This is a genomic window from Streptomyces sp. NBC_00576 (genome assembly GCF_036345175.1).
Taxonomy (GTDB): Bacteria; Actinomycetota; Actinomycetes; order Streptomycetales; family Streptomycetaceae; genus Streptomyces.
On sequence record NZ_CP107780.1, the window covers coordinates 6279046 to 6303094 of the forward strand.

Below are 24049 nucleotides of genomic sequence, written 5' to 3' on the forward strand. Positions count from 1 at the left end.
GGTGGATTAATAACCCCCCTGGCATCGGCATAGGGAGCTCGACGCTTTGGCTGAATTTGATCGGGTGTTTCATCTCTCGTTTGACAGTGGAAAGGCTCGGGTGTAATAGCCCGGGCGGCTATGAGAAAAACCTGGCCGACTGCACTCGGAGATCGGTCTGACGCATATCCAGCACGTAGGTCACCTAACTTGCGGGGTCGGCCCTGGTGGTCGGATCGCGCACCGGCGGAGCGGAAGGGGAACCACTGTGGCGCACGACGAGGGCCAGGCGGCAACGACGGAGGACCGCGGATACGTCGTTCAACTCATGTTCGGGACCTTGGCGGCGCACACCGTGCGCGCGGCCATCGACCTGAGAATCATCGAGCTGATGGGCGACAAGGAAAGGCTCGCCACCGACGTGGCCGAGGAAGCCGGCACGGCCCCGCAGCCCACACTTCGGCTGCTCCGCGCCCTCGCCGGCCTGCGCCTCCTCGAGGAGTCCGCGCCGGGCGCCTTCTCGGTGACGTCTGCGGGCGCCCTCCTCGACCCGGGGCGCCCCGGCTCCATGGCTTCGCTGGTCACCTCCTCCGGGTTCATGGAGCGGCTCATGCAGCCCGGCTGGGAGCACCTGACCGACAGCCTCCGTACCGGGGACACCTCGTTCGAGAAGGCCTTCGGCAAGGACTTCTTCAGCTATCTCAAGGACCACCCGGAGCGCTCCGCAGGCTTCAACGAGGCGATGAGCCAGGCGACTCGGGCCACCGCGGCGGTGCTGCCGGGCGCCTTCGACTTCGGCCGCTTCACCACGGTCGCCGACATCGGAGGCGGCGACGGCACCCTGCTCGCCGGCGTCCTGCGGGAGCACACCTCCCTCACCGGCATCCTCTACGACACCGAGGAGGGCCTGGCCCAGGCTCCGGAGACCATGCGGCGCGACGGCCTCACGGACCGCTGTTCCGTGGTGCCGGGGGACTTCTTCACGTCGGTTCCCGAAGGCGCCGACGCCTACCTGATCAAGAGCATCCTGCACGACTGGTCGGACGACCGGTGCGTCACGATCCTCAGCCACGTCCGCGAGGTGCTTCCGGCGGACGGACGCGTCCTGATCGTGGAGCCCGTCCTGTCCGAGGTGGTCGACCCCCATGCCGTGGGGCTCTACCTCGGCGACATCAACATGCTGGTGAACTGGGGCGGCAGGGAGCGCACTCGCGCCGAGTTCGACGAGGTGTGCCACCGGGCGGGCCTCGAGGTCGTATCCGTGACACAGCTCGGGGGGCCCGGGTTCTGCCTCATCGAGGCCAGGGCAATCTGAATAGGGCGTACATGCGAAGCGCTTCGTGTCGCAGCGCGGGAGCCTCGTACTGAAATAGTGCCTCCGTCGCGCGTGAAATCCGCCGCGACGGCACGTGTCCGCATGCTGGGAATGGGCAACTCGATGTCACTCGAGATTGAGCGGGACTTTCCTCTGGGGTTTGACAGAGAAAAGACTCGGGTGACAGGGTCGGAGCGTCTACAGAATCCCGTGGACCGGAGACGCGAATCAACCAGCGACGGATATTAAGGAGTCACTCTGTGACAGCACCTCTCGGCCGCATTCCCCTATCTGTCGGGGAACTCACCGATGAGCAGTACGGACAGGTCATCAGGCCTGGTGGTGCCGAGTACGAAACGGCGCGCAGCGTGTACGCGGGCGACATCGACCGCAGGCCCGCCGTCATCCTGCGCCCCAGGAACGCCACACAGGTGGCGAGCGTCGTGGCGCTGGCGCGAGAGACCGGGCTCGAGTTGGCCATCCGCAGCGGTGGACACAGCCCGGCCGGGCACAGTGTCTGCGAGGGTGGCATCGTCCTGGACCTGTCCAACATGAGGGCGCTGGAGATCGACGTCGAGGCCCGTACCGCCTGGGCCGAGACCGGTATCACCGCCGGCGAGTACACCGAGGCCGCCGCGGAGCATGGGCTCGCGACCGGATTCGGCGACGGCCGCCTTGTCGGGGTCGGGGGCATCACCCTGGGCGGCGGAATCGGTTACCTGACCCGCAAGCACGGAATGACCATCGACGATCTGCTGGCCGCGGAGATCGTCACGGCTGACGGCGAACTGCTGGTGGTGGACGAGCACGATCACCCCGATCTGTTCTGGGCCATCCGTGGCGGTGGCGGCAACTTCGGGGTGGCGACCCGCTTCAAGTTCCGGTTGCACGAGCTCGACGGCGTGTACGGCGGCATGATGGTGACCCCTGTGACTCCCGAGATCCTCGAGGCCTTCGTCGCCGAGGCGGTGGCCGCCCCTGAGGAGCTCTCCACGATCATCAACGTGTGGACGGCACCCCCCTTCCCCTTCGTGCCCGCGGAGTACCACGGCAAGCCGATCATTCTGGCGATGCTGTGCTACGCCGGCCCCGCCGAGGAGGGCGAGAAGGTCATCGGCCGGTTCCGGGCGATCGTCCCGCCGCTGGCCGACATGGTGCAGGCCATGCCGTACTCAGGGATGTTCCCCCCGGCGGACCCCATGGAGCGCCCCATCTCCGTCTCGCGCAACATGTTCATCGACCAGGTCGACCGCGAGACCGCCGAGCTCATCCTGGAGCGCGTCACCGCCTCGAGCGCGATGGTTGCCGGGGCGCAGCTGCGGGTGCTCGGCGGGGCCATGGCGCGGATCCCGAACGACGCCACGGCCTTCGCTCACCGGCAGAGCAAGATCATGGCGCTTCTGTCCGCCATGTACGCCGACGCGGCCGAGGCTGCTGTCCACACCGCCTGGGTCGATGAGTTCATGACCGCCATGCGGCAGTCCGACTCCGGCGCTTACGTCAACTTCATCATGGACGTGACGCAGGAGCAGATCGGGAACGCGGTCTTCCCCGGGGCCACAGGGGAACGACTCGCCCAGATCAAGGCGAAGTACGACCCGACCAACTTTTTCCGGTCCAATCACAACATCACGCCCGCGATGTCGTGAGAATCCAATCCAGTTGACTTCTGGGGCGATGCTCCGGGTGGTCGGGTGAAGGGGACGCCGTTTCCGGCGTCCCCTTCTTGTTTCCCCAGCCGGCAGCCCACCCGCGACACAGCAGCTGACCCGCGGGCTGTACTCCTTCGAAGGAAGGTCCATGAAACAGGAAGCAGAGAGACGCCAGCAGGCGGCAGCCCCCCAGGAGGGGGCGCCGCCCGCCCACGTCGGCCGTGCCATGCTCGACTCGCTCACCGGACTCCGCTTCTTCGCGGCGCTCTCAGTCTTCGTCAGCCACGCCTCGAGCCTGGTCTTTCCCAGCTTCGCCGACCAGCGGACCAACGCGAGCTTCAATGCCGCGGCCGGCGCGCTGGCGGGCCTCGGCGTGAGCTTCTTCTTCACCCTCAGCGGCTTCGTCCTTACCTGGTCCGCACGTTCCACCGACCGCACCAGCGGCTTCTACCGCCGCCGGTTCGTCAAGATCCTGCCGCTGTACTACGTGGTCGGCGTCGTGGCGGCGGTGCTGCTGTGGGACGTGGGCGTCCGCTGGCAGGACCTGCTCGCCTACGCGGGCCTCGTCCAGGTGTGGGTACCGAACCCGCAGGTCAACTTCAGTGTCCTGGCGCCGGGTTGGTCCCTCGCCGTGGAGGCCGTGTTCTATCTGGTCTTCCCCCTCGTCATCCGGTGGTTCCGCGGCGTGGGCCGCCGTGTGGCCTGGACCGGCCTGGCCCTCTGCGTGGCGGTCGCCTTCCTCGTACCGATCCTTGCCTACGTCCTGCCCGCCGGGACCGGAGAGCTCGTGGGCGCGCCGAGTGCGACCGGCTTCGAGATGTGGTTCGCCTACGTCTTCCCGCTCGGCCGCCTCTGCGATTTCTTCGCCGGAGTGTTCGCCGCGCTCCTGGTGACCTCCGGCCGCTTCCCGCGCGTGAGCCTGCCATGGGTACTGGTCTCGTTCGTGCCATGCTACGTCGCGGCGAGCTACAGCCCGTTGCTGTTCGGCTGGCGGGCACCCCTCTTCATCTCCAGCGTGCTGCTCATCGTCGCCGCCGCACAGCGGGACATCGCACGGCGCCCGACGTTCCTGTCGTCGCGCACGATGGTGCTGCTCGGCAATATGTCGTTCGCCTTCTACCTCTGCCACTACCTGGTGCTCTACACCCTCAACATCAAGCTGCTGCACGGCCCGTTCGACTCGGTGGCCATGGTGATCGCCTATCTGGCATCGGCCCTTGTCGCCTCAGTCACCGTGGCATGGCTGCTGTACCGGTACGTGGAGATGCCGATCGTCCGACGCTTCGGTACGGCCCAAGAGCGACTCTGACCCGGCGAGGTCACACCTCACGCTCAGGCCCGGGAGGTGGTCACCGCGCTCGAACGGCCGGCATGAACACGCGAACCGAAAGGACCTCTCGATGAAGGCTCTGGTGCTTGCAGGCGGGTCCGGTACCCGCCTGCGGCCGTTCAGTTACTCGATGCCCAAGCAGCTCATCCCCATCGCCAACAAGCCCGTCCTGGTCCACGTACTGCAGGGCGTCCGGGATCTGGGGGTGACCGAGGTCGGCGTCATCGTCGGCGACCGCGGGCCCGAGATCGAGGCCGTGCTCGGCGACGGCTCCCGGTTCGGCCTGCGGATCACCTACATTCCCCAGGACGCACCACGCGGACTGGCCCACACCGTGTCCATCGCCCGCGACTTCCTCGGCAACGACGACTTCGTGATGTACCTGGGCGACAACGTGCTGCCCGACGGGGTCGTCGGCATCGCCGAGGAGTTCACCACGCACCGCCCTGCCGCCCAGGTCGTCGTGTACAAGGTGCCCGACCCTCGCTCCTTCGGGGTCGCCGAACTCGGCCCTGACGGCGAGGTGCTACGGCTGGTGGAGAAGCCGCAGGAGCCGCGCAGCGACCTGGCGCTGATCGGTGTGTACTTCTTCACGCCCGCCATCCACGAGGCGGTGGAGGCCATCGAGCCCAGCGCCCGCGGCGAGCTGGAGATTACCGAGGCCATCCAGTGGCTGCTCTCCTCCGGCGCGGACGTCCGGGCCAGCCGGTACGACGGTTACTGGAAGGACACCGGAAAGGTCGAGGACGTCCTGAAGTGCAACAGCCATTTCCTCGATGGCCTGAGCCGGCGCGTCGACGGTCACGTCGACGCCGGCAGTGTCCTCGTCGGCCAGGTCGTGGTCGAAGCGGGGGCGCGCATCCTGCGATCCCGGGTCGAGGGCCCGGCGATCATCGGCACCGGCACCGTCGTGGAGGAGAGCCATGTGGGCCCGTACACCTCGATAGGGAGGGACTGCCTGGTGATCGACAGTCGGCTGGAGAGCTCCATAGCCCTGGACGAGGCATCGGTCACCGGCGTCCATGGCCTGCGCGACTCGCTGATCGGGCGGAACGCCTTCGTCGGTACCACCGGCCGAGGCACGGACCACCACTGCCTGGTCGTCGGAGACCACACCCGAGTGGAGGTCGCGGCATGAGGATCCTGGTCACCGGAGCGGCCGGTTTCATCGGCTCCAACTTCGTCCGCAAACTGCTGGCCGACGAGTACACCGGCTGGGCGGACGCCCAGGTCACCGCCCTGGACAAGCTGACCTACGCGGGCAACCGGGACAACCTGCCCGCTTCGCGTGAGCGGCTGGTGTTCGTCCGCGGCGACGTCTGCGACCGCGACCTGATGCGCGAACTGGTGCCGGGCCACGACGCCGTGGTCCACTTCGCGGCCGAGTCCCACGTCGACCGCTCCCTGGTGGGAGCCCGCGAATTCTTCCGCACGAACGTCCTGGGCACCCAGACCCTGCTGGACGCCGTGCTGGAGAGCGGTGTGGAACGGGTCGTGCACGTCTCCACGGACGAGGTGTACGGCTCGATCGAGGCGGGTTTCTGGACCGAGGAGTGGCCGCTGGCGCCCAACACGCCGTACGCCGCCTCGAAGGCCGGGTCGGACCTGGTCGCGCGGACGTACTGGCGCACACACGGCGTGGACCTATCCATCACGCGCTGCTCCAACAACTACGGGCCGTACCAGCACCCCGAGAAGGTCATCCCCCTGTTCGTCACGAACCTGCTGGAGGGTCGCGAGGTCCCGCTGTACGGCGACGGGCGCAACGCCCGCGAGTGGCTGCATGTGGACGACCACTGCCGCGGCATCGACTTGGTGCTCAACCATGGGCGGCCCGGCGAGATCTACAACATCGGCGGCGGCAACGAGTACACGAACCTCGCCCTGACCGAGAAGCTGCTCGAACTGACCGGCGCGGGCGAGGAGATGATCCGCCTGGTCCCGGACCGCAAGGCGCACGACCTGCGGTACTCGATCGACGATTCCAAGATCCGTGAGCAGCTTGGCTACACCCCGCTGACCGGCTTCGAGGAGGGCCTGGCCGAGACGGTCGCCTGGTACCGGGACAACCCCGACTGGTGGAAGGCCGTCAAGCACGGGGCGAGCCGTGCGGCCTGACGCCCGTCCGGCGGCCGGGCTCTCGGTCGTCGTCCTGGGCGGCACCGGATTCCTGGGCCGCCACATCGGCGAGGCCTTCACCGCGCTCGGAGCCCGGGTCCTCCCGGTGTCCCGCACCGGTGGGTACGACTCCGCGCAGGACCGCACGCCCGTACGCCTAGATCTGCTCGCGGCGGCGCCGGAGGAGATCGCCGGACTCCTCGACTCGACCGGCGCCGACGTGGTGGTCAACGCGGCCGGCCGGGCCTGGCGGGCAGACGAGGAACAGATGGCCGCAGGTAACGCCGAATTGGTCGAGCGCCTCGTCGCGGCGCTCGCCGGGCTGCCCGGTCCGCCGGTACGGCTGGTCCAGCTCGGCACCGTCCACGAGTACGGGGCCGGCGCACTGGACGCCGCCACCAACGAGGACCATACGCCCGCCCCGGTCACCGCGTACGGACGCACCAAGCTCCTGGGCGCACGGGCCGTCCTGCGCGCCGCGTCCGAGCGGGGCGTCGACGGCGTGGTGCTCCGGCTCGCCAACGTGATAGGTGCCGGAGTGCCGGAGGGCAGTCTCTTCGGCCGGGTCGCGGCCCATCTTGGTGAGGCCGCGCGCGCTCACGCGCGCGGAGAGAAGGCCGCCGAGCTGCGGCTCCCGCCGCTGCGCGTGGCCCGCGACCTGGTGGACGCGGCCGACGCCGTCGCCGCGGTGCTGGCCGCGGCCACGGCACCGGGAGCGGCCGTCACGGGCCGGGTGATCAATGTGGGCCGCGGCGAGGCGGTCCCGATGCGCAGGCTGATCCATCGGATGGTCTCGCTCAGCGGTCTGGAGGTCCCGGTCGTCGAGGACCCCGAGCGCCCGCCCTCGCGCACCGACGTCGCGTGGCAACGGCTGGACATCGCGCGCGCCGAACGGCTGCTGGGCTGGCGGCCGCGCCGGTCCCTCGACGACTCCCTGCGCGATCTGCTCGCGCCCGTACTGCCGCCGGGACATCCACCGCTCGGTATCACGGCCAACGCACCGGACATGGAAGAGGAATCCCCGTGAGCGACCGCAAGGAACTGGTACTCGAAGAGGTCCGCAAGTACCACCAGGAGGTCTCCCCGGAACGGGAGTTCGTCCCCGGTACGACGGAGATCTGGCCGTCCGGCGCGGTACTGGACGAGGCGGACCGGACAGCCCTGGTGGAGGCCGCGCTGGAGATGCGCATCGCCGCCGGGCGGAGCTCCCGCAAGTTCGAGTCGGCCTTCGCCCGACGGCTGGGGCGCCGCAAGGCCCACCTCACCAACTCCGGTTCATCGGCGAACCTGCTGGCAGTGTCGGCGCTGACCTCGCACGTCCTGGAGGACAGGCGGCTGAAGCCGGGCGACGAGGTGATCACCGTCGCGGCGGGCTTTCCGACAACCGTCAACCCGATCCTGCAGAACGGCCTCGTCCCGGTCTTCGTGGACGTGGACCTCACCACCTACAACGCGACAGCCGACCGGGTAGCGGCCGCGATCGGCCCGAGGACACGGGCGATCATCATCGCGCACGCTCTGGGCAACCCGTTCCCCGTCACCGAGATCGCCCAACTCGCCGAGGCACACGACCTGTTCCTGATCGAGGACAACTGCGACGCGGTCGGCTCGCTGTACGAAGGCAAGCTCACCGGCTCCTTCGGCGACATGACCACCGTCAGCTTCTATCCGGCGCACCACCTCACCATGGGTGAGGGCGGCTGCGTACTGACCTCGAACCTGAGCCTCGCCCGGATCGTGGAGTCGCTGCGGGACTGGGGCCGGGACTGCTGGTGTGAGCCCGGTGAGAACGACAAGTGCCTCAAGCGCTTCAACTACCAGATGGGCACCCTGCCCGCCGGATACGACCACAAGTACATCTTCTCCCACGTCGGTTACAACCTGAAGGCGACCGACATCCAGGCGGCCCTGGGGCTGACCCAGCTGGCCAAGCTGGACGACTTCATCGACGCCAGGAAGCGCAACTGGCGGCGGCTGCGGGACGGCCTGGACGGCGTACCGGGTCTGCTGCTCCCGGAGGCCACCCCCCGCTCCGACCCGAGCTGGTTCGGCTTCGTGCTCACGGTGGACCCCGAGGCGCCGTTCAGTCGCGCCGAGCTGGTGGCCTTCCTGGAGGACCGGAAGGTCGGTACCCGCCGGCTGTTCGGCGGCAACCTGACCCGGCACCCGGCCTACATCGGCCAGCCGTACCGGATCGTGGGCGACCTGACGAACAGCGACATCATCACCGACCACACCTTCTGGATCGGGGTCTATCCGGCGCTCACCGACGAGATGCTGGACTACGTCACCGCCTCGATCAAAGAGTTCGTGGCCGCCCACGGCTGAGCCTGCCGACCACTTCCCTCCCGGAGATCGGGACGACGACGTAAGGCCATTTCGGGAACCGGATTCCTGGCGCGGAACCTGCGCCCGCCGGCATCCGGACACCGCGGCCCTCGCGGCAGGGGACGACCCGGGCCAGCGGCACCTCCGACGCGTACTTCACGCGCGAGGCGGCGCTGCTGCGCGAGGTCGCGAAGCGGTGTGTGGCGGGCGGGCAGCGGATGCTGTTCCTCTCGACCGCTGCCACCGGCATGTACGGGCCGGCCGAGGACCCCGGCCGGGAAGACACCCCGGTGACGCCGTGCACACCGTACGGCGCACACAAGCCGGCTCTTGAGGAGATTCTCCGCGACTCCGGGGCCGACCACCTGATTCTGCGGCTCGGGCATCTCGTCGGGCCGGGCCCGACCAGCCGGAGCACCGGCTTCTGCCGACGCGGGTGCACAAGCGGGCCGCCCGCGACCTCATCGACGTCAAGGACGTGGCCACCGTCATCGACCGGCTGCTCGCCCGCGGCCTGCGGTCCGAGACGGTCAACGTGGCGGCGGGGTACGCCGTCCCGGTGCAGGACATCGTCGACCGCCTGCGGCACGGACTCGGTCTTCGGGCCCGCCACGAGTACCGGGACGCCGGTGGTCAGCACGCCATCTCCATCGAGAAGGTGCGTGCTCTCGTGCCGCAGGTGGCGAGTCCGGGCTTCGGGCCCGACCACCACCGGCGGATTCTCGCCGCTTTACCCACGCCGTCGTGTCCGGCCCCCGCGGTCCGGCGCACCTGACCCAGGGAGTCCTCTGATGCCTTCTTCGTCCCTTCGTTCTCTGCTCCAGGCGCGCGCGGACGTGCGTGTGCAAGACCGCATCGCGCTGTCCGCGGCGGTCACGGAAGGCGTCCAGCTGCGCACCGGGGACTTCGCTGCCTGGCTGGCCGAGCGCGGCCGGGTCAACGAGTTCCGCGTGGACCGCATACCGTTCGCGGAGCTGGACGGCTGGTCGTTCGACCAGCGCAGCGGCAACCTCGCGCACCGCAGCGGCCGCTTCTTCACCGTCGAGGGGCTGCACGTCACCGAGGAGGACGGCCCCTACGGGGACGGTCCGTACGCCGACTGGTACCAGCCCATCATCAAGCAGTCCGAGGTGGGCATCCTGGGCATCCTCGTCAAGGAGTTCGACGGGGTGCCGCACTTCCTGATGCAGGCGAAGATGGAGCCGGGCAACCCGAACCTGCTCCAGCTCTCGCCCACGGTTCAGGCCACCCGCAGCAACTACACCAAGGCCCACAAGGGCGCGGACGTGAAGTACATCGAGTACTTCGTCGGTCCGCGCCGCGGGCGCGTCATCGCCGATGTGCTGCAGTCCGAACACGGCTCGTGGTTCTACCGGAAGTCCAACCGCAACATGATCGTGGAGGCGACCGGTGACGTGCCGCTGCTCGACGACTTCTGCTGGCTCACCCTCGGTCAGATCAGCGAACTGCTGCCCCGGGACAACGTCGTCAACATGGACTCGCGCACCGTGCTGTCCTGCCTGCCCCATCCGGACACCGGAGCGGGAGCGCTGCTCAGCGACATCGAGCTGTTCTCCTGGATCACCGGGGAACGCGCCCGGCACGATGTGCGGGCCGAGCGGGTCCCGCTAGTGAGTGTTCCCCGGTGGAAGCACGGCGAGAACGCGATCGAGCACGAGGACGGCCGCTATTTCCGGGTGGTGGCGGTGTCCGTGCGGGCGGGCAACCGCGAGGTCACGGGGTGGACCCAGCCCCTCTTCGAACCGGTGGGCCAGGGTGTCACCGCCTTCCTCACCCGCGAGTTCGAGGGCGTGCCCCACGTCCTGGTGCACGCCCGTGTCGAGGGAGGCTTCCTCGACACCATCGAACTGGGTCCCACCGTGCAGTACACCCCGGACAACTACGCCCACCTCGACGCGCGGGACCGGCCGCGCTTCCTCGACACGGTGCTGCGTGCGCGCGGAGACCGTATCCGTTACGAGGCTGTCCACTCGGAGGAGGGCGGGCGCTTCCTCAACGCCGAGAGCCGCTATCTGATCGTGGACGCGGACGAGGCCGACGCACCACAGGACCCGCCGCCCGGCTACACCTGGGTCACCCCGGCACAGCTCACTTCCCTGGTCCGGCACGGCCACTACGTCAACGTTCAGGGGCGCACCTTGCTGGCGTGCCTCAACGCGATGACGGTGACTGCCCGATGAGCGAACCGGTGCGCATCGGGGTGATCGGCTGCGCGGGCATCGCCGTGCGTCGGATGCTCCCCGGCTTCGAGGCCGGTGCGGACACCGAGGTGGTCGCGGTCGCCAGCCGCTCCCTGGAGAAGGCGGAACGGGTCGCGGAGCGCTTCGGCGGCCGCGCGGTGCGGGGCTACGCCGAACTGCTGGACCTCAAGGAGGTGGAGGCCGTCTATGTGCCGCTGCCCGCTTCGCTGCACGACCGATGGGTCGAGTCCGCTCTCGACGCCGGCAAGCACGTGCTCGCGGAGAAGCCCCTGACGACGAACGCCACCCGCACCGGGCAACTTCTCGGCCTGGCCCGGGACCGCGGGCTGGCGCTGATGGAGAACGTCATGTTCGTCCACCACCCGCGGCACGAAGCGGTGCGGCGCCTGGTGGCCGACGGAGCGATCGGTGAACTCCGGGCGCTGCACGCGGCGTTCACCATCCCGGCCCTTGCGGACACGGACATCCGCCACCGGCCCGAGCTCGGCGGCGGCGCGCTGGCGGACGTCGGCCTCTACCCGCTGCGCGCGGCCCTGCACTTCCTCGGCCCCGGACTGGAGGTCGTCGGGGCCGAGCTCACGCGGGGGCGTGGTCGCGAGGTCGAGACCTCGGGCGCCGTCCTCCTGCGCGCACGCGAGGGGAGCACGGCACAGATCACCTTCGGTATCGAGCACGCGTACCTCTCCCGGTACGAGCTGTGGGGCAGTACGGGCCGGATCGCGGTGGACCGTGCGTTCACCCCGCCGACGGAGTTCGTCCCGGTGATCGAACTGCACCGGGGCGGGGCCCATGAGGAGATCCGGCTGGCGCCCCACGACCAGGTGGCGGCCACGATCGCCGCCTTCGTCGCCTCGGTGCGCGCCGGCGCCGCTCCGGCCGAGGAGACGCTGTGCCAGGCCCGCCTGCTGGACGACGTACGCAACCGGGCCGCATGACCGCCCCGCGGCTGCGGCGGGGGAGGCTGGACCTCTGGCTGCTGCCCGCGCCCGAGACGGTCGGCCTGCACGGTCCGCTCGCGCTGCACGAGCTGGACGAAGCCGAGCGCGGTCGCGCGGACGCGTTCCGGCGGTCCGCCGACCGCGAGCGGTACGTGGTCGCCCATATCGCGCTGCGGCGGCTGCTGGCTGCGTACCTGAGGAGGGCGCCGCAGGACATCGCCTTCGCACGGGCGGAGTGTCCTCGGTGCGGCGCTCCGCACGGGCGCCCGGTGCTGGTCGACTCCGGTGCGCACTTCTCGCTGTCGCACAGCCGGGGTGCCGTCCTCATCGGCGTGGCCTGCTCACCGGTCGGCGTCGATGTGGAGCGGCTACCGCGACCGGAGCGTGTCGATGCGTGCGCTTCGGCACTCCACCCGAGCGAGTGGCGCGATCTGGAGGGGCACGCGCCCGGGGACCGCCCGGCTTTGTTCGCCCGGCTGTGGGCCCGCAAGGAGGCGTACCTCAAGGGGACCGGCGTCGGGGTCGGCGGCTGGATGTCGGACGTATACATCGGCGACGAAGGGCCGCACACCCCGTCACGGCCCGCCGACTGGACCGTCGTGGACGTGCCCTGCGGCAGCGACCACGCCGCCGCGGCCGCGATCAGGGGAGGCGCGCCGCGGCAGGTCGTGCGTCGGCTGCCGCCCCAGGCGGTGCTCGTCGGTGGAAGTGTCCGGGCGCTGCCGAGACAGGCGCGGCCCAAGAGCCCGCCACAGTTGTGAGGAGAAGAGCGATGACCGTCTTGGACGACCGCCCGGAGGAGAGGCACCAACTCGACGACGCGCGCGGGCGCGTGGCCGAGCTGCACGAGATCCGTGCGACGGCCCTGGCCGGCCCCGGCGAGAAGGCGACCGAGGCGCAGCACGCCAAGGGCAAGCTGACCGCACGGGAGCGCATCGAACTGCTCCTCGACCCGGGTTCCTTCCAGGAGGTCGAGCAGCTGCGCCGGCACCGGGCGACCGGGTTCGGCCTGGAGGCCAAGAAGCCCTACACGGACGGTGTGATCACCGGCTGGGGCACGGTGGAGGGCCGTACGGTCTTCGTCTACGCCCATGACTTCCGGATCTTCGGCGGCGCGCTGGGCGAGGCCCACGCCACGAAGATCCACAAGATCATGGACATGGCCATCGCGGCCGGTGCGCCGCTGGTCTCCCTCAACGACGGCGCGGGCGCCCGGATCCAGGAGGGCGTCTCGGCGCTCGCCGGCTACGGTGGCATCTTCCAGCGCAACACCAAGGCCTCCGGCGTCATCCCGCAGATCAGCGTCATGCTCGGCCCCTGCGCGGGCGGCGCGGCCTACAGTCCCGCCCTCACCGACTTCGTCTTCATGGTCCGCGAGACGTCCCAGATGTTCATCACCGGACCGGACGTGGTCAAGGCGGTGACGGGCGAGGAGATCACCCAGAACGGCCTCGGCGGCGCCGACGTGCACGCCGAGACCTCCGGCGTCGCACACTTCGCGTACGACGACGAGGAGACCTGCATCACCGAGGTGCGCTACCTCCTGTCGATGCTCCCGCAGAACAACCGGGAGCTGCCTCCGACGGCCGTCTCCGACGACTCGGCCCACCGCCGGAGCACCGCGCTCCTGGACCTGGTCCCGGCCGACGGCAACCGCCCCTACGACATGGCCAAGGTCATCGAGGAACTCGTCGACGACGGCGACTACCTGGAGGTCCACGAGCGCTGGGCCCGCAACATCATCTGCGCGCTGGCACGCCTGGACGGTGAGGTGGTGGGCATCGTCGCCAACCAGCCGCAGACCCTCGCGGGGGTGCTCGACATCGAGGCCTCCGAGAAGGCAGCGCGTTTCGTGCAGATGTGCGACGCCTTCAGCATCCCGATCATCACCATCCTGGACGTCCCCGGCTTCCTGCCCGGTGTCGACCAGGAGCACGGCGGAATCATCCGCCACGGCGCCAAGCTGCTGTACGCCTACTGCAACGCGACCGTCCCCCGGATCTCCCTTATCCTGCGCAAGGCGTACGGAGGTGCCTACATCGTCATGGACAGCCAGTCCATCGGCGCGGACCTCACCTACGCCTGGCCGACGAACGAGATCGCCGTGATGGGCGCCGAAGGTGCCGCCAACGTCATCTTCCGGCGTCAGATCGCCGAGGCCGAGGACCCCGAGGCGATGCGGGCCCGCATGGTCAAGGAGTACAAGGCCGAGCTGATGCACCCGTACTACGCGGCCGAACGCGGCCTGGTCGACGACATCATCGACCCGGCCGACACCCGCGAGGTGCTCATCAGGTCCCTGGCGATGCTCCGCACCAAGCACGCCGACCTGCCCTCCCGCAAGCACGGCAACCCGCCGTTGTGACCGCCGCCGAGTCACCGCCGTCCGGCGATCGTCACTGACCCTTGGAGTAGACAGGTAGCGCGTACTCATGATGTCGACCCCGGCGCCGGCACACTTCATGCTGTCGGTGTCACTCGGGCGTTGATGGTTCTCGTTGACGCGGTCACCAGCGTGGAGATCCACCCCGGCGCGGAACTCGGCCGCAGGGTCTTCATCGGGGAGCCATCGACCGGGCCGAGGAACTGCACCGTGCCACCCCGAGCTCGCGGTACGCCCGGCAGCACGCGAACGACTGACCGTCTCCGACGAGAGGCGATGGACACGGCCCGCTGGCTCGCCCGCAGCCTGGGCGTGCCTGCCAGGATCTTCTCCGGCGCGGCGGTGCACGCCGCCCGGCGGCTCACCCGGCTCCCGGAGAACGCGGGCAAGACCGTCGTCACCATCCTGCCCGACACTGGCGAGCGCCACCTCAGCATCTGGTCCCCCCGCCCCGGCGGCGGAGGCCGACGCGTGACCAGGGCCAAGGCGCCCCCAAGTCCCTCTTGCCGCACACACTTCCAGGGAAGGAACGGCCCGCTTGAACCCGGACACCGCACTGCTGCTTGTAGGAGCCGACGACGAGACCGTGCGGAAGGCCAAGCAACTCGGCCTGCACATCCTGCTGTTGCAGCATCCCAGCAAGCTCAGTGCCGAACAGGAGCGACTCGCGGACGTCATCCGGGTCCTCACTACACCGAGTGGGCCGAGGTCGAGCCTGCCGCCCGGGCGCTGCGGCAGTCGCCGGGATTCGCCGCCGCCCTCTCCATCACCGAAGCGGGGCTGGAGAACGCCGGGCGGATCAACGACCTGTTCAGCCTCGGCGGCACCGGGTACGAGGTGGCCAGGCGCATCCGCGACAGGTGGGCCATGCGTCTGCACCTGACCGTGCGGGACCCGGAGGCGGTGGGCGCGGCTCCGCTCTTGAAGCGCGAGGACCTCGACGCCTTCGCCGCCGGCCACGGCTACCCGTTCATCGTCAAGCCGGCCGACGGCACGGCGAGCCTGGGTGTCTTCCGGGTCGCCGCCCCCGCCGACGCCGACCGCGTCTGGGCGGAGGTGGAACGGCTGCGCGGAACGCACACCGACCGGATCTCGACACTGTTCGTCCTGCAGGACTTCCTGATGGAGGAGTACGTCGGCGGACCCGAGTTCAGCGTCGAGTCCTTCAGCTTCGCCGGTCGGCACGTCGTCGTGGCGATCACCGAGAAGTTCGTCGGCCCCCGCCACTTCGCCGAGCTCGGCCACGCCGTGCCGGCGCGCCTCAAGGTGGCCGTGGCCGAGGAGGTGCGTGAGCGTGTGCGCGGTTTCCTCGACCTGATCGGCCTCAGGGACGGCGTCTGCTACACCGAGGTGAGGCCCGGCGCGCGGGGACCCGCGATCGGCGACACCGTGCGCGCTCTGAAGGACAACTGGGACCGGCTCGGCCTGGTGGCCGTCACAGGGCCGGACGCCACGGCCACGATCCGGCGGGGCGCGGAGCTCGTCAGTGACACGGTCGAGATCCGGATCGCCGGTGCCGACGGCAGTGGCAGCCGCGGTCGGGTCACCGAGGCCGAAGACCTCGCGCCCGTCACAGGGGGCGTGGCATGAGCGTACTGATCCTGCACCGCAACCCGTTCGAGCCCTTCCCGTACGGGCGTTGGCTCGCCGACTACCCGGGGGGCATCGTCGTCCTCGCCGCCCACGACAAGCTCGTGCCGTTCGGTGAGCAGGTGCCGACGGGGGACCACGGCTTTGCGCACCTGGAGATCCTCGGCGACTTCGAGGACGAGGAGTTGGTACTCGCACGGGCCCAGAAGCTCGCGAACGAGTTCGCTGTCCGGCACGTCGTGGCGCACCACGAGGGTGACGTGATCCTGGCGGCCTGGCTGCGCGAATGCCGGGCGCTGGAGGGAGCCTGGACCGCCGACGTGCTGCCGTTCCGGGACAAGGCGCTGATGAAGGAGCGCCTTGAGCAGGCGGGCATCGAGGTCGCCCGGTACACGGTGCCGCAGAACGCCGCGGAAGCCCTGGCCTTCGCTGAGCAGCTCGGATTCCCGCTGGTGCTCAAGGAACGGGCGGGCTTCAGCTCCATCGGCCTGCGTATCCTGCGTGACCGGGACGAGCTGCGGAGCCACGCCGCGCGGGTATTCGCCGACTCCCCGCGCGATGACCTGATCCTGGAGTCGTTCGTCCCGGGCCGCATGTGCCATGTCGACGGTCTCGTGTGTGACGGACGCACCGCGGTGGCCTGGCCCTCCGAGTACCAGTACGACCTGGCCTCCTACGGCTGGGACCCGGGCGCCCGTGTCGACCTGACCCTCGACCCGGACGACCCGCTCACCGAACGCCTGCTGTCCCTGACCAACCGGGCGCTGGCCGCCCTGCGACGGCCCTACGGCAGGTTGCAGGACCACGGCTTCCACGCGGAGATCTTCCACACGCCGGACGACCGTCTCGTGCTGTGCGAGATCGCGTGCCGGCCGGGTGGCGCCAAGGTCCGTGAGGTCTTCCACACCCTGTTCGGCTACAACCTCGGCGAGTACGCGACGCGAGCGGGCGTCGGACTCCCGCTGCCCCTGCTGGAGCCGAGCCGGCGCGACGGGACACGGCCGCGACCGCTGTCCATGGCGGGGCAGGTGCTGATGATGAAGCGACCGGGCCACGTCCGCTCCCTGCCGGCCGTCCCGGACGACCCCTGGGTGGAACGCTTCTGGCTCTACGGCCGGGTGGGACAGGTGATTCCGGCGGCCTCGGGCTCGTCGGACTTCCTCACCTGCGCCGTCGCGTCGGCGCACACGCGCGCGGGGTGCGAGAGCAGACTGCGGGACCTCGGGGCGCGTTTCGAGGCCCAGACCGAGATCGTGGCGATGCCATGAAGCGCCTGTCGGTACAGACCCGCTACATGCTCGGCATGGTGGTCGACCGACCGGCAGCGGTACGTATCTGCCGCGGTCGGCGTGATCACCCGCTGGAGGGCGGAATCATCCGGTGGCAGCGCGAAGGCGGCGCCGTGGAGACCGGCGAGAAATCCGCGGGCACCGCCTTCTGACAGCTCCGGCCCGTCGTCTGGTAGTCGCCGTACCCGCCGCCATTTCGACGACCTTCTGGACCGACCGAAGCCGCGGGCCGGAGAAGACCTGGGCCTACGGGCCTTACCGTCCCCGGATCCGCCACGCGTTCATCCCGGTCGGTACCCCGACGACATCACGCAGGCCACCGCTGTGGCCACCGCCCGGCTCAACGCCTATGCCAGGCCGTGGATCTGAGGCCAGCCGGCCCCGCCCACCCGCGAACGACGACGCCGATATGCGTATGTCCAATGAGGAATCCAGCACTTGAACGTCGCTGATTCCGGTCGGCTCGAGGAATACGCGGCGGCTTTCACCGCCGACGGACGACCGCCGGCACCGTCGCCGAGTCGCAGGCGTTCAACAAGCGGTTCGACAACGGAACCTGTGGTCGGCCCCGGTTGCGGCCTGCCACTCATGGACATCCTGAGGAAGCCCGCGCAGCGGGATACGTACCGCTGCCCGGGGCCGCTGCCGTGGTGCACCACGGAGCGGTACGTTCGCGGTGGCGGAGACCCAGCGGGTACCGCAGATCATCGTCCCCGTCCCCAATTCCATCGTGGTCGACCGGGAGGGTCCGTCCGTGGACGACCTGCGCCTCGGCATCGAGCAGGTGGTGAAGGACACCGCGTCGCCAAGGGGCGGCACACTGCATCGACGGTCCCTGGGTCTACTGGGGCCGCTGGAAGTGGTGTCACTCCTGGAACCGGCTCACGGCCGGGCGATCGGGCCGCTGAGGGCCACTTGCCGCGCGTCGTCGGCCGCGTCGTCCGGAGCCTACGACCGGGGCCCAGGGGCTGTGCCGGCCCGGAAGCCGCGATCGCCGTTGATCGTCGGGTCCCGGATCCTCTGTCACAGGGCCTGGAATGTGCCGGAGTTCTTGGAGGAGCCCCGGGAGAGGATTCGGCAGTCGGGGCAACAGCCGTGCGAGGGCCGTCGAAAAAATCAGAAAGGTCCAAAACGGAAACCGACGCCGCGCACCGTGGTGATCCATCGGCTGGAACCGAGTTTACTGCGCAGGCTGCTGACGTGCGTATCTATCGTCCGGCCGGGTTTCGCTTTGGGGTCGCTCCACACCTGGGTCATGATCTGTTTCCGCGAAAATACACTGCCCGGCCGTGAGGCGAGCAGATAGAGCAGATCGAATTCCTTTCGGGTCACCTCTATGTACTGGCCGTCGAGGTGGATTTCCCGGGTGCGGTGATCGATGTGCAGCGAGCCGACCGCGATGATGTCCTCGGGGACGAATGGCTGCAGCCGGACCCTGCGCATCACGGCTTCTATTCGAGCAGCCAATTCGGTCAGACTGCATGGCTTGACGGCATAGTCGTCCGCTCCCGCGCGCAGACTGAGGACCCTGTCGAGTTCCGTGTCACGGGCGGTGACGACGATGATGGCGACGTCACAGACGGCCCGAATGCTGCGGCACAGTTCCACACCGTCCAGGTCGGGCAGATCCAGGTCGATGAGCAGCAGGTCGGCCTTCCGATACTGCTGAAGCGCCTCGGCGCCGGTCTGGACCTGCTCCGCCTTGTACCCATGTCGGCGCAGTCCCAGAATGAGCAGTTCGGCGTCCTGTGACTCGCTTTCCACGGCGAGTACGCGTATGGCCTTTCGATCCGTCCGCTCCTGCGGTCGAGTGGGCGCGGATTCTGCGGGTGCACGATGCGGAATACGCGGCACGACCGTTTTCGTGGACTGGTATTTCATACCGAGACAGCCTCCACCTTTGTTCGATAGAATGGTGTTTGAGTAAGCATCTCCATGCATGCATACATAGAATAGAAGGGCGCGCATCGCCGGAATCCGACTGCAGTCGGATGCTTGGCGAACGGCGAATGAAGGGGATCCGGTATTGCATCGGAATGAAGCAAAAGTCGATGCGTGCCGGGGTCATTGGGGTAACTGGCCCACGCCCGTCATCGACTTTCGCGGTTTCGTTGGTCCTGCGGCGGAGCTTGGCAGCCGTGTCGGCGAAGGGCGGCTCGGCCTTGGTGACGTGCCGCGGTGATCGGTGACAGCGCTCGGCCAAGTCGTCGGAGTGGTACGCCGTCATGAGCTGTCCGATGCCGAGCGGGAGTTCGTCGGCTCACTGCTGTCCGAGGGGCTACGCAGCCGGAAATGGGTGGGCGACCACCGGGTCCGCAACGAAATCGTCTGGACCTTCCGCCACCATCGTTCGGGCCCACCAGCACGTAGGCCGGGGCCCCATTCTGTAGAGGGCGTGACTCCTGACCATCCTCTTGCGGTTCTGTACGTGGGGGCCGACCGTACGACGAGTACACGTGTCACCAAGGGCCCGGCTTCTGGAAGGTGCCGCCACGGCGACGGGTCTCCGTAGGGACGGGCAACTCTGGGATGACGGGGCGAATGCCACTCGGAACAGGGCGAGTCCACCCACGGCTTCCCCGTCGGGAGCACGGAGTTGCTGGTACGCATGTGAAGCGCCTCCTCACCCGCGCGTTGGGGGTACATGCGCGCTGCCCCCCCGGAGTCGCGACCTTGATCACCGCGTCTGTCCGCATTTGAGAATGGCGCACTTGTTGGCAAGACGTCGAATATATTAGCACCGATCCGTGGCAAAGTGGGGCTGAAATGGGATGTGGTTCAACAAGTGCTGCAGTGTGACGGCTGTATCATCCCGAAGGCGTGACGGGTCGAACTGGCGCGAGGAGCGTGGCCATGGAGTCGAACGGCGACCGGGAACGGCAGCAATCATTGTCCGAGCGTTTGAACTCGCTGTTTGCGATGGTGCGATGGGTCGACGCACACGGTCGGCAACGGGAGTACTCCACCGCCGAGGTGGCCAAGGCGGTCACCACTGACCCGTCGCATCCGACGACCTTGTCCCGGAGCTATCTGACGATGCTTCGCAACGGTTCACACAGCAACCCGACGCTGAGCGTGCTGGAGGGTCTTGCCAAGTTCTTCGACGACCACCGCCCACCGGGGACGCCGCCGGTCACGGTGCAGTGGCTGGTCGCTCAGGAGGACCCCGAGGACGAGCTGTTGCGGCAGCGACTCGCAGATCACCAGGTGCGGGCGATCGCGATGAGGGCGGGCGCGATGACGCCGGCCATGCGCAAGCAACTGCTCAAGATGATTGCGATCCTCGATCAGGACGGTGCCCCGATCCCTGCCCTGGAGAACGAGGAAGGAAACCATGACCGTACGCGAACGTGAACTCCGTCGCCACTGCAGGCAGCTGCTGCGGAAACTTGACATTCAACCGCGCCTGCGCGTTGACGAGTTATGCCTCAAACTCGGTCAACATTTGAACAAACCTATCCGACTGATTCCCTGGGCGCTTCCAGTGCCAGGCCCATTCGGACTCTGGATGTCCCGACCGAACGAAGAGGTGGTCTTTTATCAGGAGGAAACCACGCGCGTTCACCAGGATCACATTATCCTGCATGAGATAGGTCATATCCTCGCTGATCATCAGGACGACGGTGACGTAAGTGAGGACCTCCCCGATCTCGGCCCGGAATTTCCCCACGACTTGACCACACGGGGTTTTCGTCGCACCTGCTACACCGAGGACTACGAACGCGAGGCCGAACTGGTGGCGACGATCATCCAGGAGTGGGCGGTGGTCATCGACTACGTCACTCCCCGTACGTCCGAGGACCCGGCTCTCGGTCCGCTGCGTTCCGCACTGAACCCCCACTGGGGGTGGATGTGATGTTCCAAGTACCTCTGATCACCCTGCTGAGCATCGGAGTGCTGTGGAAGGGCATCGACCTGGCGCGCGCTCCCCACGGCAGGGTACTGCGCTTCCTTGTCGCCTCCCTGCTCATGCTGCTGGGCGGAGAAGTCCTCAGCCTTCCCGAGGTCAACGGCGCGATCGACGCGGCCACGGCCGTCGGTGTCGGCAAGATGGCATTCAACGGGATCTACATGTCCGGCCTGTTCGCCCTCATCCTGTTCTTCGCCTCCTCCACGCGTGGCACGGACGCTTATCGTCGGAGCCTACGGATCAACGTCGGCCTCCTCGCCGGTGCCCTGATGGCCCTCATGATCTCCATGATCGCCACACCTGCGACGATGCGTGGTCACTCATTGGGTACCCCGTATATGGCGGAGCCGGCCATCGCCTCGTTCTACCTCATCGGCAATGCCTGCTTCGTCTACGCCTATCTGGCCTCCGCGCTCTGGGCCCTGCGCTACGGGCGCAGGGTGTCCCGGCACCTCCGACTCGGCTTGCGGACCATGGCCCTGGGACTCCTCGGACTGACGATCACCTCGGTCAACCGCATGATCCTGGTGGTTCTGCGCATCGACGAACCAGGGTCGCACGAGGCGTTCAACACGGTGAACTGGTCCATCTCCAACTGGGCCATGGGAAGCGTCCTCATCGGAATCTGTTACTCGGCCTGTGTGCAGCTGATCACCCGCCTGCGGTCGACCGTGCACCACCGCCGCATGCGCCAGGAGCTCACCCCCCTGTGGACGGTCCTCACCGACGCCTACCCGGAACTCGTCCTGAACCAGACACCGGCCGGTTCCAAGTGGCATCGTCGTACCCACGAGCAGAGGTTCTATCGTCGGCTCATCGAATGCCGCGACGGACTGGTGCTCCTGAGCCCCTACCTGACGCGTGTCGCGCCTGACGCCGATCTCGCCCGTGGCCCGGCCGACCGACTCGCTCGGCACATCACCGAGGCGCTGGCGCTGAAGCCGAGGGCTGAGTGCCCGCACACCGAGTTGTCGGCCGCTCGCGTCGCGTCACCAGCCAGCAACGACTTGGGCGCCGACGCCCGTGAACTCATCGCTATATCCCACGCCTTACGCGAGAGGAAATCGTGAACAAGGTACTGATCACTGCGGATCGTGTCATCGCCGGGCCCGCGAATCAGGTGACCGTCGACGGCGCCGTGCTCGTCGAATCCGGCGTCATTGCCTCTTTAGGTACCGCCGCCGAGTTGGACGCGTCGGTGGATACGCAAGTACCTCGGTTGCGGTGTCCTGGAGCGACAGTGATGCCCGGAATGATGGACTGTCATGTCCACCTTGCCTTTGATGCGGGTCCGGACCTGATCAGCGCGGTGGCGAACGCCGACCCGGGCAAGCTCTCCACCGCCATGGCGGAGCGCGCCCAGCAACTGCTGGCCGCTGGAGTGACGACCGTACGGGATCTCGGTGACCGTGACGGGCTCACCGTGGCGTTGCGCTCCTCCATCGACTCCGGGGCCACAGTCGGGCCCCGTATCGTCGCAGCGACCGCACCATTGACCTCGCACGGTGGTCATTGCGGCTTTCTCGGCGGTGAAGTGACCACGGACGACAACATCCGGGCACAGATCGCCCGCAACGCGGCAGCCGGTGCCGACGTGATCAAGGTGATGGCCTCGGGCGGCGCACTCACCCCGAATGGTCCGCGTATGTGGGAGGCGCAGTTCACCCCCCGCCAACTGCGCCTGATCGTTGAGGAAGCGGCACGCTACAGCTTGGGAGTGGCCGCTCACGCTCACGGCACCGAGACCATTGGTCATTGTGTGGCCGCCGGCGTCCGAACCATTGAACACTGTTCTTGGCGCACCGCGGAGGGCATCGTCTACGACCCAGCGACCACTCGGCGTATCGTTGACAACGATATTTCCGTCTGCCGCTGTATCTCCGGGGACTGGCAGCTGTTCCTCGAGCAGATGGGACCCGAACGCGGCAAGGCCATGGTCGAGGTCATTCAGGAGATGCGGGAGGCCGGTGTCCGGTTCATCGCCGGCACAGATGCCGGCGTGCCGGGGGCGCGGTTCGGCGACTACGTCGGAATGCTCGAGTTCTTCGCCTCGCTCGGCTTCGAAAATGGCGAGATCGTCGACATGGCCACCGTAAACCCCGCCCACGCCCTCGGACTCTCCGATACAGGCGTCCTGGCTCCCGGAATGCGTGCCGACCTCATCGTCATCGACGGTAACCCTTTGGCCGAGTTGGGCGCCCTCCGCCGGATCCGACACATCTTCACGGCAGGCCGCCCGGTCACCAAGTGAAGGATGATGGATAGGGCCTGTCCCCCGAGTGGTGGACAGGCTCCTCCAGTTCGACGGGGAGTGCCGAGGCCGAGGGAGGTGCTCGACTTTTGCTGTTTTCGCAGCCGTGTGGTGAGGCTGCAGGCGGGGGGAGTTGGCCAAGTCGGCTGCCGGCTGCTGGGAAATGGGGGAAGCAGCGGCGGGGGACCTGACCCCGGGTTTTGGAACCAGAGACGCTTGGATCTTGATGGTCCGGGTGGATATGGAGTCCCGCACAGATGGCTATGAAGCGCTATCCCGCCGAGTTCACAGCGGTCGCGGTCGCGTTGTACCGCTCGAGGCCGGGAGCGACGATCAAGTCGGTCGCCACTGATCTCAGGGTGAACACCGAGACGCTGCGCAACTGGATCCGGTCCGCTGACGGACGGCGCCCCGGAGCGCGCTCTGCGCCGCGTTCCAAGGATCCGGCTGGCGTCAAGCGGCTGTGCACCATCATCGGGATCGCCCGGTCCAGCTTCTACTACTGGCGTAAGACCGCACCCGCGCGGGCCGCCAGGCAGGCCGCCGACGACCAGCTCGCGCGGCGAATACGGGCCGCGCACACCGCCTCGGACGGCACTTACGGAGTCCCGCGCATCACCGCCGAACTCCGCGAGGACAGCGAGCGCGTGAACCACAAGCGTGTCGCCCGCGTCATGCGGACCATCGGGCTCGCCGGCCTGCGCCTGCGCAAGAAGCACCGCACCACGATCCCGGACCCGGCCG

Annotated in this window: 21 protein-coding genes and 2 pseudogenes; 21 read left to right on the plus strand and 2 right to left on the minus strand. The window is 68.2% G+C overall.

Going from position 1 to position 24049, the window contains the following annotated elements; translation table 11 throughout:
- Window positions 1-247: 247 nt before the first annotated feature.
- From OG734_RS27105 to OG734_RS27165, 13 genes and pseudogenes are all read left to right on the plus strand, one after another.
- Window positions 248-1294 carry a methyltransferase gene (locus tag OG734_RS27105; RefSeq protein WP_443064914.1) on the plus strand — a complete coding sequence of 349 codons (1047 nt, stop codon included), beginning with the start codon at window positions 248-250 and terminating at the stop codon, window positions 1292-1294.
- Between the two features lie 260 nt (window positions 1295-1554).
- Window positions 1555-2943 (plus strand): FAD-binding oxidoreductase, encoded by a 1389-nt coding sequence (locus tag OG734_RS27110; RefSeq protein WP_330290095.1) that lies wholly within the window; start codon window positions 1555-1557, stop codon window positions 2941-2943.
- Window positions 2944-3094: 151 nt separating this feature from the next.
- Entirely contained in the window at window positions 3095-4255 is a 1161-nt protein-coding gene (locus OG734_RS27115) for an acyltransferase family protein (protein WP_330290096.1), read from the plus strand.
- 91 nt (window positions 4256-4346) lie between these two features.
- A complete protein-coding gene (locus OG734_RS27120) occupies window positions 4347-5414 on the plus strand; it encodes a glucose-1-phosphate thymidylyltransferase (RefSeq protein ID WP_330290097.1) in 1068 nt (355 codons plus the stop codon).
- Window positions 5411-6394, plus strand: coding sequence for a dTDP-glucose 4,6-dehydratase (gene rfbB / locus OG734_RS27125; RefSeq protein ID WP_330290098.1), 984 nt, complete (start codon window positions 5411-5413; stop codon window positions 6392-6394). The genes OG734_RS27120 and rfbB overlap by 4 nt, the downstream gene beginning before the upstream one ends.
- Window positions 6384-7421 carry an NAD-dependent epimerase/dehydratase family protein gene (locus tag OG734_RS27130; protein WP_330290099.1) on the plus strand — a complete coding sequence of 346 codons (1038 nt, stop codon included), beginning with the start codon at window positions 6384-6386 and terminating at the stop codon, window positions 7419-7421. The genes rfbB and OG734_RS27130 overlap by 11 nt, the downstream gene beginning before the upstream one ends.
- Window positions 7418-8722, plus strand: coding sequence for a lipopolysaccharide biosynthesis protein RfbH (gene rfbH, locus OG734_RS27135; RefSeq protein ID WP_330290100.1), 1305 nt, complete (start codon window positions 7418-7420; stop codon window positions 8720-8722). The genes OG734_RS27130 and rfbH overlap by 4 nt, the downstream gene beginning before the upstream one ends.
- 176 nt (window positions 8723-8898) lie before the next feature.
- Window positions 8899-9081 (plus strand): annotated as a pseudogene (locus tag OG734_RS27140) (NAD-dependent epimerase/dehydratase family protein); the annotation flags it as partial.
- Window positions 9082-9158: 77 nt separating this feature from the next.
- The gene (locus OG734_RS27145; RefSeq protein ID WP_330290101.1) at window positions 9159-9497 is read left to right on the plus strand and encodes a hypothetical protein; all 339 of its coding nucleotides are present in this window, start codon (window positions 9159-9161) and stop codon (window positions 9495-9497) included.
- A 16-nt stretch (window positions 9498-9513) separates the two neighbouring features.
- Entirely contained in the window at window positions 9514-10923 is a 1410-nt protein-coding gene (locus OG734_RS27150; protein ID WP_330290102.1) for an NDP-hexose 2,3-dehydratase family protein, read from the plus strand.
- Complete coding sequence (locus OG734_RS27155) at window positions 10920-11879, plus strand: Gfo/Idh/MocA family protein (protein ID WP_330290103.1); 960 nt, start codon at window positions 10920-10922, stop codon at window positions 11877-11879. Before OG734_RS27150 ends, OG734_RS27155 begins: the two co-directional genes overlap by 4 nt.
- Complete coding sequence (locus OG734_RS27160; RefSeq protein WP_330290104.1) at window positions 11876-12643, plus strand: 4'-phosphopantetheinyl transferase family protein; 768 nt, start codon at window positions 11876-11878, stop codon at window positions 12641-12643. The genes OG734_RS27155 and OG734_RS27160 overlap by 4 nt, the downstream gene beginning before the upstream one ends.
- A gap of 11 nt (window positions 12644-12654) precedes the next feature.
- Window positions 12655-14247, plus strand: coding sequence for an acyl-CoA carboxylase subunit beta (locus OG734_RS27165; RefSeq protein WP_330290105.1), 1593 nt, complete (start codon window positions 12655-12657; stop codon window positions 14245-14247).
- A 707-nt stretch (window positions 14248-14954) separates the two neighbouring features.
- Here OG734_RS27165 and OG734_RS27170 read toward each other — a convergent pair.
- A complete protein-coding gene (locus tag OG734_RS27170) occupies window positions 14955-15134 on the minus strand; it encodes a hypothetical protein (protein WP_330290106.1) in 180 nt (59 codons plus the stop codon).
- On the opposite strand from OG734_RS27170, the gene OG734_RS27175 reads away from it, so the two are divergent.
- From OG734_RS27175 to OG734_RS27185, 3 genes are read left to right on the plus strand one after another with little or no spacing between them, the layout of a single operon-like run.
- Entirely contained in the window at window positions 15133-15855 is a 723-nt protein-coding gene (locus OG734_RS27175; RefSeq protein WP_330290107.1) for an ATP-grasp domain-containing protein, read from the plus strand. The genes OG734_RS27170 and OG734_RS27175 overlap by 2 nt on opposite strands.
- Entirely contained in the window at window positions 15852-17123 is a 1272-nt protein-coding gene (locus tag OG734_RS27180) for an ATP-grasp domain-containing protein (RefSeq protein WP_330290108.1), read from the plus strand. The genes OG734_RS27175 and OG734_RS27180 overlap by 4 nt, the downstream gene beginning before the upstream one ends.
- Entirely contained in the window at window positions 17120-17296 is a 177-nt protein-coding gene (locus OG734_RS27185; protein WP_330290109.1) for a hypothetical protein, read from the plus strand. Before OG734_RS27180 ends, OG734_RS27185 begins: the two co-directional genes overlap by 4 nt.
- A 964-nt stretch (window positions 17297-18260) precedes the next feature.
- Here OG734_RS27185 and OG734_RS27190 read toward each other — a convergent pair.
- Window positions 18261-19025, minus strand: a complete 765-nt coding sequence (locus OG734_RS27190; RefSeq protein WP_330290110.1) for a response regulator transcription factor — start codon at window positions 19023-19025, stop codon at window positions 18261-18263.
- 972 nt (window positions 19026-19997) lie between these two features.
- Between OG734_RS27190 and OG734_RS27195 the strand changes: the two genes are divergently transcribed.
- The 5 genes and pseudogenes from OG734_RS27195 to OG734_RS48020 all read left to right on the plus strand — a co-directional run.
- Window positions 19998-20498 carry a hypothetical protein gene (locus tag OG734_RS27195; protein ID WP_330290111.1) on the plus strand — a complete coding sequence of 167 codons (501 nt, stop codon included), beginning with the start codon at window positions 19998-20000 and terminating at the stop codon, window positions 20496-20498.
- On the plus strand, window positions 20479-21000 hold the full coding sequence (locus OG734_RS27200; RefSeq protein WP_330290112.1) for a hypothetical protein: 522 nt from the start codon (window positions 20479-20481) through the stop codon (window positions 20998-21000). The genes OG734_RS27195 and OG734_RS27200 overlap by 20 nt, the downstream gene beginning before the upstream one ends.
- A complete protein-coding gene (locus tag OG734_RS27205; protein ID WP_330290113.1) occupies window positions 21000-22124 on the plus strand; it encodes an MAB_1171c family putative transporter in 1125 nt (374 codons plus the stop codon). Before OG734_RS27200 ends, OG734_RS27205 begins: the two co-directional genes overlap by 1 nt.
- Entirely contained in the window at window positions 22121-23305 is a 1185-nt protein-coding gene (locus OG734_RS27210) for an amidohydrolase family protein (RefSeq protein WP_330290114.1), read from the plus strand. Before OG734_RS27205 ends, OG734_RS27210 begins: the two co-directional genes overlap by 4 nt.
- A 263-nt stretch (window positions 23306-23568) precedes the next feature.
- Window positions 23569-24009, plus strand: a pseudogene (locus OG734_RS48020) (IS3 family transposase); the annotation flags it as partial.
- Window positions 24010-24049 lie beyond the last annotated feature (40 nt).

Excerpts from the sequence above, each read along its gene's own strand:
- OG734_RS27205 (WP_330290113.1), top strand. The coding sequence starts at position 21,000 with ATGTTCCAAGTACCTCTGATCACCCTGCTGAGCATCGGAGTGCTGTGG.
- OG734_RS27175 (WP_330290107.1), top strand. The coding sequence starts at position 15,133 with ATGCGTCTGCACCTGACCGTGCGGGACCCGGAGGCGGTGGGCGCGGCT.
- OG734_RS27165 (WP_330290105.1), top strand. The coding sequence starts at position 12,655 with ATGACCGTCTTGGACGACCGCCCGGAGGAGAGGCACCAACTCGACGAC.
- OG734_RS27180 (WP_330290108.1), top strand. The coding sequence starts at position 15,852 with ATGAGCGTACTGATCCTGCACCGCAACCCGTTCGAGCCCTTCCCGTAC.
- OG734_RS27185 (WP_330290109.1), top strand. The coding sequence starts at position 17,120 with ATGAAGCGCCTGTCGGTACAGACCCGCTACATGCTCGGCATGGTGGTC.
- rfbB (WP_330290098.1), top strand. The coding sequence starts at position 5,411 with ATGAGGATCCTGGTCACCGGAGCGGCCGGTTTCATCGGCTCCAACTTC.
- OG734_RS27150 (WP_330290102.1), top strand. The coding sequence starts at position 9,514 with ATGCCTTCTTCGTCCCTTCGTTCTCTGCTCCAGGCGCGCGCGGACGTG.
- OG734_RS27195 (WP_330290111.1), top strand. The coding sequence starts at position 19,998 with ATGGAGTCGAACGGCGACCGGGAACGGCAGCAATCATTGTCCGAGCGT.
- OG734_RS27200 (WP_330290112.1), top strand. The coding sequence starts at position 20,479 with ATGACCGTACGCGAACGTGAACTCCGTCGCCACTGCAGGCAGCTGCTG.
- OG734_RS27170 (WP_330290106.1), bottom strand. The coding sequence starts at position 15,134 with ATGGCCCACCTGTCGCGGATGCGCCTGGCCACCTCGTACCCGGTGCCG.
- OG734_RS27115 (WP_330290096.1), top strand. The coding sequence starts at position 3,095 with ATGAAACAGGAAGCAGAGAGACGCCAGCAGGCGGCAGCCCCCCAGGAG.
- OG734_RS27190 (WP_330290110.1), bottom strand. The coding sequence starts at position 19,025 with ATGAAATACCAGTCCACGAAAACGGTCGTGCCGCGTATTCCGCATCGT.
- OG734_RS27160 (WP_330290104.1), top strand. The coding sequence starts at position 11,876 with ATGACCGCCCCGCGGCTGCGGCGGGGGAGGCTGGACCTCTGGCTGCTG.
- OG734_RS27155 (WP_330290103.1), top strand. The coding sequence starts at position 10,920 with ATGAGCGAACCGGTGCGCATCGGGGTGATCGGCTGCGCGGGCATCGCC.
- OG734_RS27120 (WP_330290097.1), top strand. The coding sequence starts at position 4,347 with ATGAAGGCTCTGGTGCTTGCAGGCGGGTCCGGTACCCGCCTGCGGCCG.